Below are 15,614 nucleotides of genomic sequence, written 5' to 3' on the forward strand. Positions count from 1 at the left end.
TATGGAACACGGGTCAACTGGCGATCAGGTCCAGCCGATCACGAAAGTGCAGTCCCGCGCCCCATGCGCGCAGCAGGCTTCATGCCGTACCAGCACGCGCGGGCTCACCAATTCCCGGAACAACCGTGTGAACACCCCCCGATGCCACGGACAGCCCGGCATGGCGATGGGATTGGCCGCAATGGCAATCACCACCGCGCCGCGCTCCATCCGCGCCGAAAAGTCGCCCGATCCGGCAAAAGTCCAGGCATGGTCCCTGATCGCGCGCAGCAGCATCCGCGCCGACCACGCCGCAGGCATCCGCCGCAAGAGCCACTGGGCACCCTTGGGAATGCGGTTTGCGAGCAGGTATTCGGCGGTCCGTTCGCCCGCCTCCCACGAAAGCTCGTCCCAATCGCGAGGCTGGCGCGCCTGCACCACGCGGTGCAGCGCCGCCGCCTCGCGCTCATCGGTCATCCGCTCGGGATCGGCGGCGAGATACCGCGCAAGGCCCGCCGCCCTAAGCGCCGCCGCGCGCTCTTCCAGCCCCACCCGGTCCGCCAGCACATCGGCCAGCTGGATGATCGCGTTGGGGCCGACTGTTCCCGCGCCGAGCCCCGCCGCGCTCATATGTGCGCCCCGCTCCGCCCCGGCGCATTCCCGCGCGTGGGCGGGCCATTGAATTCGTCGGCCTCCGCGTCCGTCAGTTGCTCCGTCCCGCCGCCGCAAGCCTTGGTCACGCCCCCTTTGACCTCATTGGCTGCCTCGTGAACCACGGCTTCGCGCTTGGCCGCCTTGCGGCTGGTCTCAGCCACCGCCTGCCAGTCGCCCGTCTCGGCGCGGTGGTTGGTGCGGGTCCGGTCGAACTTGAAATCGACACCCTTCTTCGATTGCGGCCCCCAGTAGTTCACCCGGCCAAGATCATAGAACGTGCGCTGGAACCCGGCCTTGAGGAACGCCTTGAGGCACCCGAGAAGGTACTTTCTCCGGTACCCCGTCCCCTGCCACGGATAGGAGAACAGCGCCTTCCTCATGTAGAACCGGCGGTAGTTGTTCATCACCCGGTCGAGCAGTTCTGCCCGGTCCATCGCCGCTGGCTTGATGATCGGGGTCACGAAGTTGTACTTGTCGAAATCGTGGATCTCCACCTTGTCGCCCAGTTCCTCGAACAGGTTGGAGAACGGCCAGGGCGTGTACATCGACCAGTTGGCGAGGTCCGGCTTCCAGTCCATCGCCATGCGGTAGGTCTCTTCCAGCGTCTCCGCCGTCTCGTTCTCGAGGCCCACGATGAACTGCGCCTCGACGAGAATGTCCGCCTCGCGCAGCAGGCGGATCGCCTTCTTGTTCTGCTCGACGGTGGTTTCCTTGTTGAACAGATCGAGCTTCAGCTGCGCCGCTGCCTCGGTGCCGAGCGAGACGTGGACCAGCCCCGCGCGCCGATAGAGCGCGAGGTATTCCTCATCGCGCAGGATATCGGTGACGCGGGTGTTGATGCCCCACTGGATCTTGTCCGGCAGGCCGCGCGCGATCAGTTCCTCGCAGAAGGCGATGAACTTCTTGCGGTTGATGGTGGGTTCCTCGTCGGCAAGGATGAAGAAGCCGACGTCGTGGTCGTTCACCAGCGTCTCGATCTCGTCCACCACCGCCTTGGGATCGCGGATGCGATAGTCGCGCCAGAACTTCCACTGCGAGCAGAACGAGCAGGTGAACGGGCACCCGCGCGCCATGTTGGGAATGGCGACCCGCTTGCCGAGCGGGATATAGATGTACTTGCCCCACTCCAGAATGCCCCAGTCGGGCTTGATCTTCTCCAGATCCTTCACCGTCGGCGCGGCCTTGGTCGCGATGATGTCCTGCCCGTCGAGGAAGGCCAGCCCTTCGATTTCATGGCGCGCCAGCGGCCAGCGGCCATCGTCGATGGAGCGCACCAGTTCGAGCAGGATTTCCTCCCCCTCCCCGCGCACGATAACGTCGATCCACGGTGCTTCGGTGAGCACTTGCTTGAACATGAAGGTCGCATGTACCCCGCCCAGCATCGTGATGATCGCGGGCGAGACCTGCTTGGCGAGCTTCAGCACCTCCTCGGCCTTGTAGATCGAGGGCGTGATCGCGGTGGTGCCGACGATATCAGGCTTCAGTTCGCGGATGCGCGCCTCAAGATCGGCGTCCGTGACATGGTCCGTCATCGCATCGATGAAGTGGACGTCGTCATAGCCCGCCCCGCGCAGCGCGCCCGCCAGATAGGCCGCCCACGCAGGTGGCCAGTTCCCCGCAATCTCCGCGCCGCCGGAATGGTAATTCGGATGAACGAGAAGAATGCGCATGATCTGTCACCCCCGCTGGACAGATCAAGGCTCCATGGTTTTGGACACTGGGTCATTGATCCAGCGCAACTGAGGCGTTCAGCCGGCTGCCGCCATGTCGATGCGCTGCATGACGAGCGGCAGCTGGTCGTTGCCGAAGTACATGAAAGCGCCATCGACAAAGATCGTCGGCGAACCATAGGCACCGCGCGCAATCGCTTCGCCGGTGTTCGCGCGCAGCCGCGCCTTCACCGCATCGCTCCCCGCAGCCGCCCGCAAGCCTGCGCCATCAAGCCCGCAGACGTTGGCAATATCCTCCAGCACTGCGGGATCATCTATATTGCGCGCGCCGCCGAAATAGGCCTCGAACGCCGCCTCGCTGAAGCGCAGCAAATCCTCCGGACGATCCTCCAGCGCGCAGCAAATCCGCATCGCGTGGACCGACTTCACCGGGTGGAACTCCGAGGGGAAATTCATCCTGAGCCCCGCCAGCCGCGCCCATTCCTTGAGCCACACGAAGCTCAGGCGAAACTTGGGATTGTCCGGGTTTGCGCGGCTTTCATAGACGCTCTGGTTCACCGCGTTGAACACCCCGCCGACGAGAAACGGCCGCCAGCTGACCTCCACATCCCGGCCCTTGATGCCTTCGCGAAAGTTGTGAAACGCCAGCCGCGTCCACGGCGAGGACAGATCGTAGAAAAACTCCACCCGCACGCTCATTCGCCCTGCTCCCCATCACCATCCTTGATCCCGAACAGCACGCGCCGCGTCTCGGCATCGTCCTGCGGCCGCCGGTTGATCCGATCCCGCCCCACGGCCATCCCGCGCCTGAGGCCCGGCCGCTCTTTCAGCCGGTCATACCATGCCTTCAGCGCCGCGAATTCCTCCAGCGGAATGCCTTGCGCCTTCCACGTCTGGATCCACGGAAAACAGGCCATGTCGGCAATCGAATAGTCCGCCCCCGCCACGTGTTCATGGCGCGCCAGCTGCCGGTCCAGCACCCCGTAAAGCCGCAGCGCCTCGGCGCGATACCGCTCGGTAGCGTAGGCAATCCGCTCGGGCGCATAGAGCCGGAAATGCCCGTGCTGGCCCAGCATCGGCCCCAGCCCGCCGACCTGCCAGAACAGCCACTCCAGCACCGCCTTGCGCCCGCGCAGATCGGCAGGGAGGAACTGTCCGGTCTTCTCCGCCAGATAGACGAGGATTGCCCCCGTCTCGAACACCGGCACCGGATCGCCGCCATCAGCCGGCGCATGATCGATGATCGCCGGAATCCGGTTGTTCGGGCTTACCGCCAGAAAGTCCGGCGCGAACTGCTCGCCCTTGCCGAGGTTGATCCACTTCACCGCATAAGGAAGCCCGCATTCCTCCAGCATGATGGAAATCTTCCACCCGTTCGGCGTGGGCGCACTCAGCAGTTCGATCATCGGCAAATTTCCCCGGCCTTTACGCCTTGCGTAACCTGCGACACGGCATCCCACGAGACCCGCAGCGATGCAACGGGCTGACAGCCTGCAAGCAGTGGTGAAGCTTCGACAATCCGGGCCCCTGCACCAGCGGAAACGAGATGATCCGCAGCAACAAAGGCGGGAAGCTTCCGAGGATTTCCTACAGAACGCCCCCCCCGGCTTTCAGACGCCCCGGCCAACCTCAAGCTGCCGGATGTCCAACCTTGGCGCGGAATTGAAGTTGGGGGTTCGTGGTTCAATGGAAGTCGCGAAAGTGATTTCGGATTGGCCAAAGGAAAGCGAACCACCTGTGCGAGCGCACGCAACCGCGCAACGTCAGGCGCGTTGCAAATTTCTCCCACCACGCTCGTCGTGAAACAGAAATGGAATATCCGATCCGGACCTATATGAACTGGATCCGGTTGTCTCGCGCCGCACCGTGAGGTTGATCAAGACGGCTATTTGCGCGTCACTTCTTTCATGGGCAGAGATTCAGGGATGGTAGTGCTCATCCAGTCGCGCTATCTTTTCACCGAATCGGATGTTTCGTATCAAGTAGGCGGGGGATAGAATATTATGGCAACGATCAATGGAACCGTAGACATTGACACCCTGAACGGGACAAGTCTGGCCGACTACATCTATGGCGGTCTTGCTGCGGACAAGATCAACGGTGGCTTTGGCGCCGACTGGATCTACGGCGACAGGCTTGCCAGCGAATACGTCACCCCCGAAACCGGGGGAGCGGATATCATCCATGGCGGTTACAACAACGACACCATTTATGGCGAGGCGGGCGACGACAAGCTGTTCGGCGATTCCGGTGATGACGCGCTTTACGGCGGCGCCGGTCGCGATGAACTGAACGGCGGTTCGGGCAACGACTCGTTTTATGTCGGTACCTTAGCCGAAATGACCGGCGATGTGATCGACGGCGGCTATGGCATCGACCGGTTGTTCGTCGACTTTTCCGCCCGGAGCACCGCGCTGACGTTTGCGGCGCTCGATCCGCGCCAGACTTACGCAATCGGCGGGTTCAGCATCAAGGGTGTCGAACGGTACAATGTCACCGGCACGGTCAATGCCGATACCATGACCGGCTGGCGCCATGACGATACATTCATCGGGGGCGACGGTGCCGATACCCTCAAGGGAATGGGCGGCCAGGATACACTGTACGGCGGGGCCGGGGCAGACATCCTCAATGGCGGAGATGGCCGCGACCTCCTGTACGGAGACGACTTTGGCCAGAGCTTTGCCGACACCCTGTATGGCGGCAACGGCGATGACTCTCTTGAAGGGTACGGCGGCAACGACAAGCTGTTTGGCGGCTTTGGCAATGACACGCTGAGCGGCTCCGACGGCGACGACCAGTTGTCCGGCGAAGATGGCAACGATACCATTAGCGGGGGCCTCGGCAAGGACACGATCACCGGCGGTGCTGGCGATGACCGGCTCTCCTCGTCGACCTATCCATATTTCTTTGGCGGTGACAGCACGACCGAAGTCGACAAGCTTGATGGCGGTGCCGGCAACGACACGCTCGTGATCGGCAAGGGCGACACGGCTCTGGGCGGTACAGGCACAGACACCATCGGCCTCAGTTTCAACAATGACACGGTGGGGATCACCTATACGCTGACCACGACGTCCACCCGGTTGGCCAACGGCACGACGATCGCCGGCTTCGAAGTGCTCCAGTTTGCTGGCGGTAGCGGCGTGGACACCATTACAGGAGGGGCCAATTATGACGTCCTGTTCGGCGGGGCCGGGAATGATAAGCTGAGCGGCGGTGGTGGTACAGATTCGATCGATGGCCAGGATGGCAACGACACGCTTTCGGGTGGTGCGGGCAACGACGTCATCAGCGACAGCGGCACCGGCGATGACACGCTTTCAGGCGGTGCAGGTGATGACTATCTGTACAACAGTACCGGAGCGGACAAGCTTTCGGGCGATGCCGGCAACGACTACTTCTACGTCGGCGATACCGATTTCGGCGCCGACACGGTGAGCGGCGGTGATGGCATTGACAAGGCCAGCTATGCCAACACCTACAACTCGGTGGTGATCGATCTGGTCACCCAGTCGAAGAACGACGGCGGGGCCTTGGGTGACCGTTTCACCGGCATCGAGAACCTTGAGGGTTCCTACTCGGACGACCTGATCCTGGCCGATGCCAAGGACAACGTCCTTGAAGGCAACTATGGCGACGATACCATCAATGGGCGCGCCGGGAACGACCGCATTGACGGCGGAGCTGGCTCCGACATCATGACCGGTAGTGACGGTGCCGATACATTCGTTTTGCGGGCCGATTACAACTATTCTGCGTCGGCATGGCAAGCCGATGAAATCACCGATTTCAAGCGTGGTACCGACAAGCTGGAAATCAGCCAGTACGCGTTCGGCTACAACATGACGTTCAGCAGCGGCGCGGGCATTTCTTCGGGTGGGACGGCACCGAACCTGCACTTCGACACCAGCACGTCGCGGCTGTGGCTGGACAAGGACGGATCGGGCATCGTCGAAGAGCCGATGCTGGTTGCCACCCTGCAAGGCGTGACAACGCTGGCACTGTCGGACTTCGTCATCGTGTAATCCGCGGCGCGCGCCGGCCACCGTCGGCGCGCGCAGGCCGTGTTTGTAAATTGCGGTCCAGCCGCGCCCATCACCAAGGTCTCGTCCAGCGAGCGCAATTTTGCTGTGCCGCTATGACACCCTGAAATCAGCCAAGCCTGACTCAGATGCGCCCCATTCGGGCGGTAGGCAAAGCCGAAAGCCGCTCTGGCCGTATGCTCGATGGGCAACCGAACCGGAACAGTTTCAACGGCATGATTCGCAAGCGCAAGCTGAGCGCTCTTTGGCCTATTTACCGGATCTGGACTAGATTTGCGCCTTTCAGCTGGCGACATGAAACCGCCAAGGCGACGAGCCTTTGGCAGGAACGCCGATGATTTTTGTAGGGAAAGCACCTTGAAGAAAGTGGTGCCGCTTAGGTGATTCGAACACCTGACCCCATCATTACGAATGATGTGCTCTACCGACTGAGCTAAAGCGGCGTGCCTTGTGGGCAGGCGCGCGCTTTAGCCATATGGCGGGCGCTAGGCAATGGGATTTATCGGGCGATTTATCGGTCGGCCGACGGCGATTGCGTGGGCTTGCTGCGCCTGCGGGCGGTGCAGGCACGAAAGAGGTGCGAAAGGGGCTTGATGGAGGCCAGCGATCCCGCCATACGGCAGCCCCGGCGTTCGCCGCAAGTTCTGGTCCTTGGTCAGAACTGCGCGGGTGTAGCTCAATGGTAGAGCAGCAGCTTCCCAAGCTGAATACGAGGGTTCGATTCCCTTCACCCGCTCCATTTTCCAGTCCGCCGATATCCCCCAACGTCTGGAAAACCCCCAAAATCCAAGGCATTTAACGCCTATCAGGCCGCAAGCGTCCCTTCATGTCCGCGTCCAGCCGCCAGTATCTGGGGGTACGATTGGGGGGGTATATGCAAAACGGCCAACTCGATACCCCCAAGCTTGGGGGTATATTGGGGGTACAGACCCCGGAGAGGCTAGGAAATCCATGGCTTTGACCGATGTGGCCATCCGCAATGCCAAACCCGGCGCGAAAGCAAGCAAGCTGGCGGACGGGAACGGCCTGTTCCTGCTTGTCACCCCGGCTGGCGGCAAACTCTGGAGGCTCAAGTTTCGGATCGATGGGCGCGAGAAGCTGCTGGCCATCGGGGCCTATCCGGAAATTGGCTTGGGAGAGGCCCGTAGGCGTCGAGAGGAAGCGCGGGAACTGATCGCGCTTGGCAAAGACCCTTCGCGCGAAAAGCAGCGCGAGAAGGTGCGCGCGCGCGTTCTGGCGGCGGACACGTTCAAAGCGATCTGCGACGAGTATTGCGAGAAGCGGCGGCGCGACGGTGCAAAAGGCTGGGCACCTGCCACCGCCATCCGCAGCGAATATCTGCTTTCGCTGGTTTGCGGCTCAATCGGCAAGTTGCCCATCGGCGAGATTGAACCGGCGGACGTGCTGACAGCGATTCGCCGGATCGAAGGCAAGGGCAAGCTGGAAAGCGCCCGGCGCAGTCTGCAACTGGCGGGCGCGGTATTCCGCTATGCCGTGGCAACGGCGCGGCTGGCATCGGACCCGACCCGCGATCTGCGCGGCGCACTGACAGCGCCAACTGTCACCCACTACGGCGCGATCACCGAAGCAAACAAAGTGGGCCAGCTGCTTCGCGCCATCGATGACTATGAAGGCAGCGGCATACTCCACCGATGAAATGACAGCACACGGCTTTCGCGCGATGGCTTCCACCCTGCTGAACGAAAGCGGCAAGTGGAACCCGGACGCAATCGAGCGCGCCCTTGCCCATGGCGATACCGACAAGGTGCGCGCGGCCTATCACCGGGGAGCGCATTGGAATGAGCGGGTGGAAATGGCGCAATGGTGGTCGGATCATCTCGACCAGTTGCGAAAAGGGGCTGATATTGTGGCCTTCCCCGAACGCGAAGCAAGGTAGGCAATACCTTGGTTGAAACTTGGTAGTCGCTTTATTGACGCTGAACATGTGGATACGGCGTCGTCCAGCCTTGTGCGTTCTCGTTCCGTGCTCCATTTTTAGTAGATGCAGTCAACCAGCCGTGCGCTGAAAGATTCGAAGGCGCTGGCCGGGTATCGCGAGTGGATTGCTTCACGCGAAGCACTTCGGCTCGTCACCGAAGCTTACGCGCTCCACGATATTGTCGAATACGAATCCAAGGAACGACAGCAACGTGCCGCGATGGCTTTGGCAGCCGATGCAATCCTGCGTCGTTTGGCGGAAGGCGCTTTGCTGGCAAAGCCGATCTGGTTTCGCTTTGTCCAAGGTAGCAGCGAAGGCGCAGCGGAACATGCTTTCCATTTGCGCGAACAGGATCGCACCATCGATCCCAATTTCTGGCGGACCCTGCGGCGCTTGCAGCCCGTTGCGACCATTGACTGGATCGCGGGTGATTTCATTTTCGACGACAGCGATGCGGGCATTTACGCGAAGGGCCACGCGACCGGCGTCAAGTTTGATCTGGCCAATCTGCCAGCGCTTGACCGGTTAACGCCCAAACCTGCCTCGAAGGCTGAAGATGCACCGCAGCTACAGCGTGGAAGAACTGGCGCGCTGTCTCGACGTGCACAAGAACACTGTGCGGCACTGGCAGGCCAAGGGGCTGGAACCTATCGACAGGGGCCGCCCTGTCCTGTTCCAAGGAGCATCGGTGCGCAGCTTCCTTGCCGCCCGCAATTCCAGCCGCAAGCAGCCCTGCACTCCCGGAACGCTCTATTGCTTCCGCTGTTGTTCCCCGCGCGCCCCTGCGCTTGGCATGGTCGATTTCGTACCCATGCGCCCCGGCAGCGGCAACCTGCGCGCGCTTTGCGAACGCTGCGAAACCATCATGCACCGCCGGGTACGCGAAGCCGATATCGCTGCAATTATGCCCGGATGCACCGTCCAATTTGCGCAAGGCCAGCCACGCCTAAGTGGGCAGACCGCCCCCTCCCTGAATTGTGACTTCAAAAGGCAAGGCTATGGGCCGGAGCAGCACGCAAAGAACGAGGAAGAGAATCTCGTTTGGTGGGGCAAGGATGGCTTGGCCACCACGCCCAACTTCAAGCGGTATCGCCACAAGTTGAAGGGCGGCGGCGGCGTTGTTCCCGGCACATGGTGGGATTGGGAATTTGCCAGTCATACGGACGCAGCAAAGAAAGAACTGCGCTCGATCCTGTCCGATATCTTGCCGCAAGATGCCACCATAACGCCAAAGCCATTGACGCTGATTGAGCGGGTTATACAGGTTGCAACCGATCAGGATGCGCTCGTCCTCGACTCCTTCGCCGGGTCCGGCACCACGGCCCATGCCGTGCTGGCCGCCAATGCCCGCGACGGCGGCAATCGCCGCTTCATCCTTGTGGAGGGGGAGGATTATGCCGACCGCTTGACAGCGGAGCGGGTGCGCCGGGTTATCAATGGCTATGCCTTCACCGGCACTAGCCGTGAAGAACTGCTGCGCGAACCGATCACCTTTTCCAAGCTCCGTAACGCCAACACCCTGCTGGAAAAGGTGCAGGCCATCGAAACGCTGGACGGCCCTAAGTTCGACCGCATCGCTAAAACGGTGAGGGACGGCGCGCTGATCGTGACGGGCGAACGCGACGTGGCCGAAACCACGCCGGGGCTTGGCGGCGCATTCACTTATTGCGAACTGGGCGCGGCGATTGAAATGGATGCCATCCTGTCTGGCGAAGGCTTGCCCGATGTGGCGGCAATGGCGGGCCTGCTGTGGCACACCGCCACCGCCACGCCCTTTGTCGAAGCGGACATGGTGCCCTCCCCCGAAACTGGCGAGGGCTTAGCGACGCTGGGCAGTTTCGCCGGGCGCACATACTGGCTGATCTACAAGCCGGATCGTGACTGGCTGAAATCGGCGGAAGCCGCGCTCTCACTGGCCAAGGCCCGCGCCATCGCCGCCACCGCTCCCGGCAATCATCTGGTGTTCGCCCCCGCCAAATTCGTATCCCGCGAATTGCTGGGCCGCGAACGGCTGGACGTGGATTATGCCCCGCTGCCCTTCGCGCTCTACCGACTGGAGACAGCATAAGTGGCGTTCCGCGAACTCGCCTATCAGGCCAAGGCGCTGGCCGCGCTGGAGGCATGGCTGGAACGACTGGCTGAAGAGCGGGCGGAGGTGGATGACTACATCGCCTTCCAGCAAAGCCGGGGCCGTCCGGTTGGCAACCTGCCCGACTTTCCGACAAAGGCATGGGAACGGCTGGCGGCGGACAAGGGCGTGCCGGGTGGCCGGGCCTATGGTCAATCACGGTGAGCTGGTTTGCCTCGAAGTGAACGCCGCAATCCGCCCCTAGCCAGCGCATTTGGGGGTATGATTGGGGGTATCTTTGAATTTGCTTTGTCAGATAATGGCTTATTAGCGTGCTTTTTTGCCTTTTTCGCGGTTCCCTTCACCGCTTAGTGGTCCGGCTGGGCTCCGTATGGCCAGCGCATAGCGGCATAGAGCCGCGAACATTTCGTGCGACTTCTAACGACATTCGGCACCGCGAAGCAGGCCAGCGGTGCGCGGCAGTCAGCTGTGAGGCCGGGCGAGACCCGCACCTTGCCCCAGCCTTCGACAGGACAAATTTCATCGATGCAATGCCGCCCCACCAGCAGGCATCGAACAGGGAGCAATCCGCGATTGACCGTGAGTTTGCACTTGGGCTGGACGCCATCGCCAGCGGAAATCACGGCATGCCAGCTGTTCAGCACCTATTCGCGCCGCCCGCGCCGATGGCGTGAAGTTCTGACCGGATGAATTGTGCACCCCAAATACAGGCTGGCCCCGATAACAACCACGTCCGCGCGGTTCACCGCTCTTTCTCGAACTACGTAGAATCCCGCTAGTTCAAAATGGTCCATCAATCGCCTTGCTGCTCAAAACAGGGCTGTTATGACAAATTATGGTCGGAACCAAGGCAGCCGGATTATGAATATCCACAGCGGTTCTATCAGAACGGAATTTTCCACGAGGCCGCCAGCAGAAGGCCCAGCCATCACCATGACTGCGACGCCCGCGGACGATACTGCGACGTGGCTGGCGCTGCCGGGTGAGGAGAATCTCGTTTCGGTTGTCATCCCCACCTTCAACCGATTGCCCTTCGTGCAGGAACTGCTGGCCGCGCTGATTGCGCAGAGCTGGCGTCCGCTCCAGATCATCGTGGTCGATGATGGCTCCACCGATGGCAGCGCCGAATGGCTCGCCAGCTGGCGACCGGGCCTGCCGGGCATTAGCCATGAGATCATCCAGCGCAGCAACGGCGGGCCGGCCTCCGCGCGCAATCTTGGCTGCACAGTCGCCCGCGGACGCTTCATCTACTTCATCGATTCCGATGACCTCCCCGCACCCGATGCGATAAGTGCCCTCGTCACGCCGCTTCTCGGAAGCGATGCCGCGCTCAGTCTTGGCCAGATCGAGGAAGTCGACATGGCGGGAAAGCGGATCGCCCATGTGCGGCCCGCCTGGAATCCGAAGCACTTGCGACTGAACAGCTGGCTGACCCATGCCGCGCTCTACCGGCGTACCACCTTGCATGATGCCGGGCCTTTCAACGAAGACTTGCGGCTGGGAGAGGATACGGAGCTGCATTGGCGGATCTGCGCATCGAGCAGCTCGGTGCAGATCGTCGATCGGATCGTCGGGCTGCGCCGCCGTCACGGTTCGGACCATCTCTCGCTCAACATTCCGGTAACCTCACATGTCGAAGCGCAATTCCGCGCCGTGGCCTCCTTCTGGAACTGGGCACGGGTGGAGCAGCGGGATAGCGATGGAATCAAGCACTTCGTCCGCACGGAGCTGCTGGATGTGGCCACCAAGCTCGGCTCGGGCGGGCGGTTCGCGGCCAAGAACGAGGCCATTGCCGTCGCCATCGCCGTCGGCAGGCTAAGCCCGCTTGCCCGTTCCATCACCGTGGCCCTGTTTTCGCCGAACCAGCGCCTGTACTATGCCGTGCTAGCCTTCGCATCCCGCGCCGGGCGCGTGCTGCGGCACCCATCGCGGCTCAAGCGGCTCTGGCAGCCACCATCGGAGTACACAAGGCCGTAATCACCGCGCAGCGCCCTCTGGACCCGCAGGCAGCAAACGGCGATGCTCGATCCGGTAGACCTGATCGCACGCCGCCAGCAGCGCCGGGCGATGCGATGCGATGATCACGGTGACCTGACCCTTGAGCCTGGCCACGGCGGCACAGATTTCCGCTTCGGCGGCTGCATCGAGCGCGCTCGTCGCTTCGTCCAGCACCAGCAGGCCCGAACTGTGATAGAGCGCCCGCGCAATGCCGATGCGCTGCCTCTGCCCGCCAGACAGCAAAGTGCCGTCCTCGCCCACCCGCGTCTCGGCGCCTTGCGGCAAGGCCGCGATCAGATCGGCCAGATCGGCAGAGCGCAAGGCACTGGCGACGCGCGCCTCGTCAATCGCTTCGCCGCCAAGGTTGAGCGCGACGTTGCGCTGGATCGTATCGTTCAGCAGGAACACGTCCTGCGGCACATAGCCGACCTGCCGCCCCCAACCGCTGATCCCGGCCTCGGCCGGCGCGCCGTCCAGCAGCACGCGCCCCGTGCTCGGCGGCATCAGGCCGAGCATGATGTCAAGCAGGCTGGTCTTGCCGCTGCCGCTCGGGCCCACAAGGCCGATCACCTCGCCGAACGGCACCGACAGATGGACTTGCTCCAGCACCGGTTCGCTCGCATCGGGGTAGGTAAGGCCCACGTGTTCGAGTTGCAGCGCAGCGCGAAACGGCGGCCGCGGTGCCTGTGCCGCGCCCACCCCCGGTGCCGCCAGCGCCAGCTCGCGTTCGACATGGAGCAGTGTCGGGGTAAGGAAATGCCAGCCCTGCCCATAGGACACGATCTGGTTGACCGAGGGGATCAGGCGGAAAGCTGCCGCCCCATAAAGCGCCATCAGCGGCAGGATTCGGGCTGCATCGGCGCGCGTATCCGCCAGGAACAGCAGCATCAGCAAGCAGCCGCACACCGCGATGAATTCCAGCCAGATGCGGGGCATCGCCTCCAGCACCTCGAACCGGGCGCGGGCCTGCGCCGCGCTGCGGCTGTGCACATCGAACAGCGCGACCAGCGCGGACTGCTGGTGCAGCACGAGGATTTCCTTCACCCCGCGAAAACCCTCGCGCAGCAGCTTGTGCTGGGCATCGCGCGATGTGCGGTAGATACTCCCGGCTTCGCGGAGCAGGCGGCGGTTGCGCCGCACCATCGCCCAGCTCAGCACCCCCAGCACCGCCGCCATGATCAGCCCCGGCAGCGGTGAGACCAGCAGCAGCAAGCTCACGATCGCGCCCACCACCACCAACTGCGACAGCATGCCGAACAACATGCGCACCGCATGTGCTGCATCGAACGCCTCGTCCTGCACGGTCTGGACACATGCGGCCGTGCCGTGAGACTTGAAGAACAAGTAGGGCTGGCCAAGATAGCTCTGCAGCAGCTTGTGGCCGATCGCATCGTGCAGCGCGTTGGAGAACTGCGCTACGCGCGTGGCCACGAACGTCTGGAACATCACCTTGATGGCAAAGGCCGCAAACACCAGCAGCGCCAGCACGGTGATGGCATGATCGTACTGTTCGAACCGGCGCATGATCCCGGAAAATCCGGCGGGCAGAAGGCGCGAGGGGCCCGCCGGGGCCACCAGCAAGGCCACGACCGGCAAGATCGCACCAATGCTGACCAGTTCGAGCAGGCCCTGCACCGCCAGCAAACCAAGGATCAGCGCGGGCTCACGCCCGACGGATCCGTGCACATGCCGCAGAATCGCCAGCGCCGGGCGGATATGCACCCTGCCAAAGCCGGTCATTTCGTTCATCCCCCGCGCTTCGCCGCAGCAGCCGGATCAAGCTCGAACAGCATGCCATAGTGATCGGACAAGGGCACCATGCGCCGCCCGGCCTTGACCGCGGCATCCTCCAGCACCAGCCGCGCGCGCTTCACGCGGAGCCGTTCGAGGCCGGATTGCGGCACGAACAGATGATCGACCCGCTGGTTCGGCAAACCGCGATAGCGGCCCGCCGCCACGATGGGATTGGCCGCGTTCCACGAATAGCCGGCGTGTTCGTGATCGCTGCCATTGGCCAGCACGAACCCGTCTTTATAGCCCGACGCCAGCAGGGCTGCATAGTTTGGCACCGCATAGTTGGGGCCGCAGTTGAAATCCCCCACCAGCAGATCCGGCCCGCCAATGCCTGCGGCTTTCTGCCCCGGAGCTGCCCGGCCGGAGCAGGCCGCCATCAGCGCCGCGATCTCCCGCTCGCGGCAAGCCATGCTGCCTGCCGAAAGCGGATGGCGCAGCCCTGCGCTGATCGAAAGATGCACGTTCACCAGCCGGAGCAGACCGAAACCCGGCGCATCGAGCGCGGCATGGAGAAAACCCTGCTGCCAGAAGGCATGCAGCAGATCCCGATCGCGGTAGGGGGAGAAGCCCGGATCGTGCAGCGGGTGCCGCGAAAGGATCAGCAACCCGCTCCCCCCGAATGTGCCGTTCTGCGGCGCGCCGACCGCATGGGGATAAACGCCGCGCAGCGCATGGATCAGCCGCTGCTGACACCGGCGGCCAAACACTTCCTGCAGCATGAGGACATCGGCACCAGTCGCCGCCAGCAAGGCAGGCGCCGCCGCAAGGCGCGCCTCGAACGCAGGGGCCATCCTGAAAACGTGGCGCCCTGCCATCGTCAGGTTCAGCAGGCCAAGGTTGTATGTCAGGATTTTCATGTTTGCCTTGGCAGTTTGCACCTGTCACTTTGCGAAGAATTGGCAAGGCAGGACGGGTAAAACCTGAAGCTGCAGCAAGGTATCGTCATGCTGCCCCACCATCATTTGCCCGCGATTTGAGAAGGGCGTTCAATCGTGTCAACCGGTACCACTATCTACGTCGATGCAGTGTGCGACCTGTTCCATTTCGGACATGTCGAGTTCTTCGCCCGCGCCCGCGCGCTGGGTGATCGCCTGATCGTCGGCCTGCTCAGCGATGCCGACGCCGCGACGTACAAGCCGCAGCCGATCCTCACTCACGCCGAACGGGTCGCGGTCGTCAAAGGGTGCCGCCATGTCGATCTGGTGCTCGAAGAACCGGCACCGCTGCACTGCACGCGGGCGTTCCTCGATGCTATCGGCGCAGCGTTCTGCTGCCACGGAGACGATATGCCTCCCGAAGAGCTGGCCTTCTGGTATGCCGATCTGATCGGCAGCGGGCGGCTGCGCACGGTGCCCTATTCGGCCGGCATATCCTCGCGCGGGATCATCGCCCGCGTGGTCGAGCGGGCGCGCGAGGGCACCTTGCGGCCCGGCAGCACGCTTTGA

The 15,614-nt window shown here is 62.8% G+C and carries 12 protein-coding genes, 2 tRNA genes and 1 pseudogene; 7 read left to right on the forward strand and 8 right to left on the reverse strand.

The window, feature by feature from the left end; translation table 11 throughout:
* Positions 1–24: 24 nt before the first annotated feature.
* The 4 genes from bchJ to CFE35_RS12300 form a co-directional block, all read right to left on the reverse strand.
* Positions 25–609, reverse strand: coding sequence for a bacteriochlorophyll 4-vinyl reductase (bchJ, locus tag CFE35_RS12285; protein ID WP_292930890.1), 585 nt, complete (start codon positions 607–609; stop codon positions 25–27).
* The gene (gene bchE, locus CFE35_RS12290) at positions 606–2,303 is read right to left on the reverse strand and encodes a magnesium-protoporphyrin IX monomethyl ester anaerobic oxidative cyclase (RefSeq protein WP_292930891.1); all 1,698 of its coding nucleotides are present in this window, start codon (positions 2,301–2,303) and stop codon (positions 606–608) included. The genes bchJ and bchE overlap by 4 nt, the downstream gene beginning before the upstream one ends.
* Before the next feature lie 78 nt (positions 2,304–2,381).
* Entirely contained in the window at positions 2,382–3,002 is a 621-nt protein-coding gene (locus tag CFE35_RS12295) for a 2-hydroxychromene-2-carboxylate isomerase (RefSeq protein WP_292930892.1), read from the reverse strand.
* Positions 2,999–3,709 (reverse strand): glutathione binding-like protein, encoded by a 711-nt coding sequence (locus CFE35_RS12300; RefSeq protein ID WP_292930893.1) that lies wholly within the window; start codon positions 3,707–3,709, stop codon positions 2,999–3,001. Before CFE35_RS12300 ends, CFE35_RS12295 begins: the two co-directional genes overlap by 4 nt.
* 597 nt (positions 3,710–4,306) lie before the next feature.
* On the opposite strand from CFE35_RS12300, the gene CFE35_RS12305 reads away from it, so the two are divergent.
* The gene (locus CFE35_RS12305) at positions 4,307–6,331 is read left to right on the forward strand and encodes a calcium-binding protein (protein WP_292930894.1); all 2,025 of its coding nucleotides are present in this window, start codon (positions 4,307–4,309) and stop codon (positions 6,329–6,331) included.
* 385 nt (positions 6,332–6,716) lie between these two features.
* Here the strand turns inward: CFE35_RS12305 and CFE35_RS12310 are convergent.
* Positions 6,717–6,792: transfer RNA gene (locus CFE35_RS12310), tRNA-Thr, on the reverse strand.
* Positions 6,793–7,014: 222 nt separating this feature from the next.
* Here CFE35_RS12310 and CFE35_RS12315 point away from each other — a divergent pair.
* Both CFE35_RS12315 and CFE35_RS12320 read left to right on the forward strand, forming a co-directional pair.
* Positions 7,015–7,088 (forward strand) — tRNA-Gly (locus CFE35_RS12315).
* Positions 7,089–7,300: 212 nt separating this feature from the next.
* Positions 7,301–8,246 (forward strand): annotated as a pseudogene (locus tag CFE35_RS12320) (integrase arm-type DNA-binding domain-containing protein).
* Between the two features lie 171 nt (positions 8,247–8,417).
* Here the strand turns inward: CFE35_RS12320 and CFE35_RS12325 are convergent.
* The gene (locus tag CFE35_RS12325) at positions 8,418–8,765 is read right to left on the reverse strand and encodes a hypothetical protein (protein ID WP_292930895.1); all 348 of its coding nucleotides are present in this window, start codon (positions 8,763–8,765) and stop codon (positions 8,418–8,420) included.
* A 79-nt stretch (positions 8,766–8,844) separates the two neighbouring features.
* On the opposite strand from CFE35_RS12325, the gene CFE35_RS12330 reads away from it, so the two are divergent.
* The 3 genes from CFE35_RS12330 to CFE35_RS12340 all read left to right on the forward strand — a co-directional run bounded on the left by CFE35_RS12330 (position 8,845) and on the right by CFE35_RS12340 (position 12,354).
* Positions 8,845–10,356: a DNA methyltransferase gene (locus CFE35_RS12330; RefSeq protein ID WP_292930896.1), complete on the forward strand. Its 1,512-nt coding sequence runs from the start codon at positions 8,845–8,847 to the stop codon at positions 10,354–10,356.
* Complete coding sequence (locus tag CFE35_RS12335; protein ID WP_292930897.1) at positions 10,357–10,581, forward strand: hypothetical protein; 225 nt, start codon at positions 10,357–10,359, stop codon at positions 10,579–10,581.
* Positions 10,582–11,310: 729 nt separating this feature from the next.
* A complete protein-coding gene (locus CFE35_RS12340; protein WP_292930898.1) occupies positions 11,311–12,354 on the forward strand; it encodes a glycosyltransferase family 2 protein in 1,044 nt (347 codons plus the stop codon).
* Here CFE35_RS12340 and CFE35_RS12345 read toward each other — a convergent pair whose 3' ends face one another.
* Together CFE35_RS12345 and CFE35_RS12350 are read right to left on the reverse strand one after the other, a co-directional pair.
* Positions 12,355–14,124, reverse strand: coding sequence for an ABC transporter ATP-binding protein (locus tag CFE35_RS12345; RefSeq protein ID WP_292930899.1), 1,770 nt, complete (start codon positions 14,122–14,124; stop codon positions 12,355–12,357). It abuts the gene before it with no gap.
* A complete protein-coding gene (locus CFE35_RS12350; protein ID WP_292930900.1) occupies positions 14,121–15,026 on the reverse strand; it encodes an endonuclease/exonuclease/phosphatase family protein in 906 nt (301 codons plus the stop codon). Before CFE35_RS12350 ends, CFE35_RS12345 begins: the two co-directional genes overlap by 4 nt.
* A 135-nt stretch (positions 15,027–15,161) precedes the next feature.
* Between CFE35_RS12350 and CFE35_RS12355 the strand changes: the two genes are divergently transcribed.
* Entirely contained in the window at positions 15,162–15,614 is a 453-nt protein-coding gene (locus tag CFE35_RS12355; protein ID WP_292930901.1) for an adenylyltransferase/cytidyltransferase family protein, read from the forward strand.

The organism is Novosphingobium sp. PASSN1 (assembly GCF_002278815.1).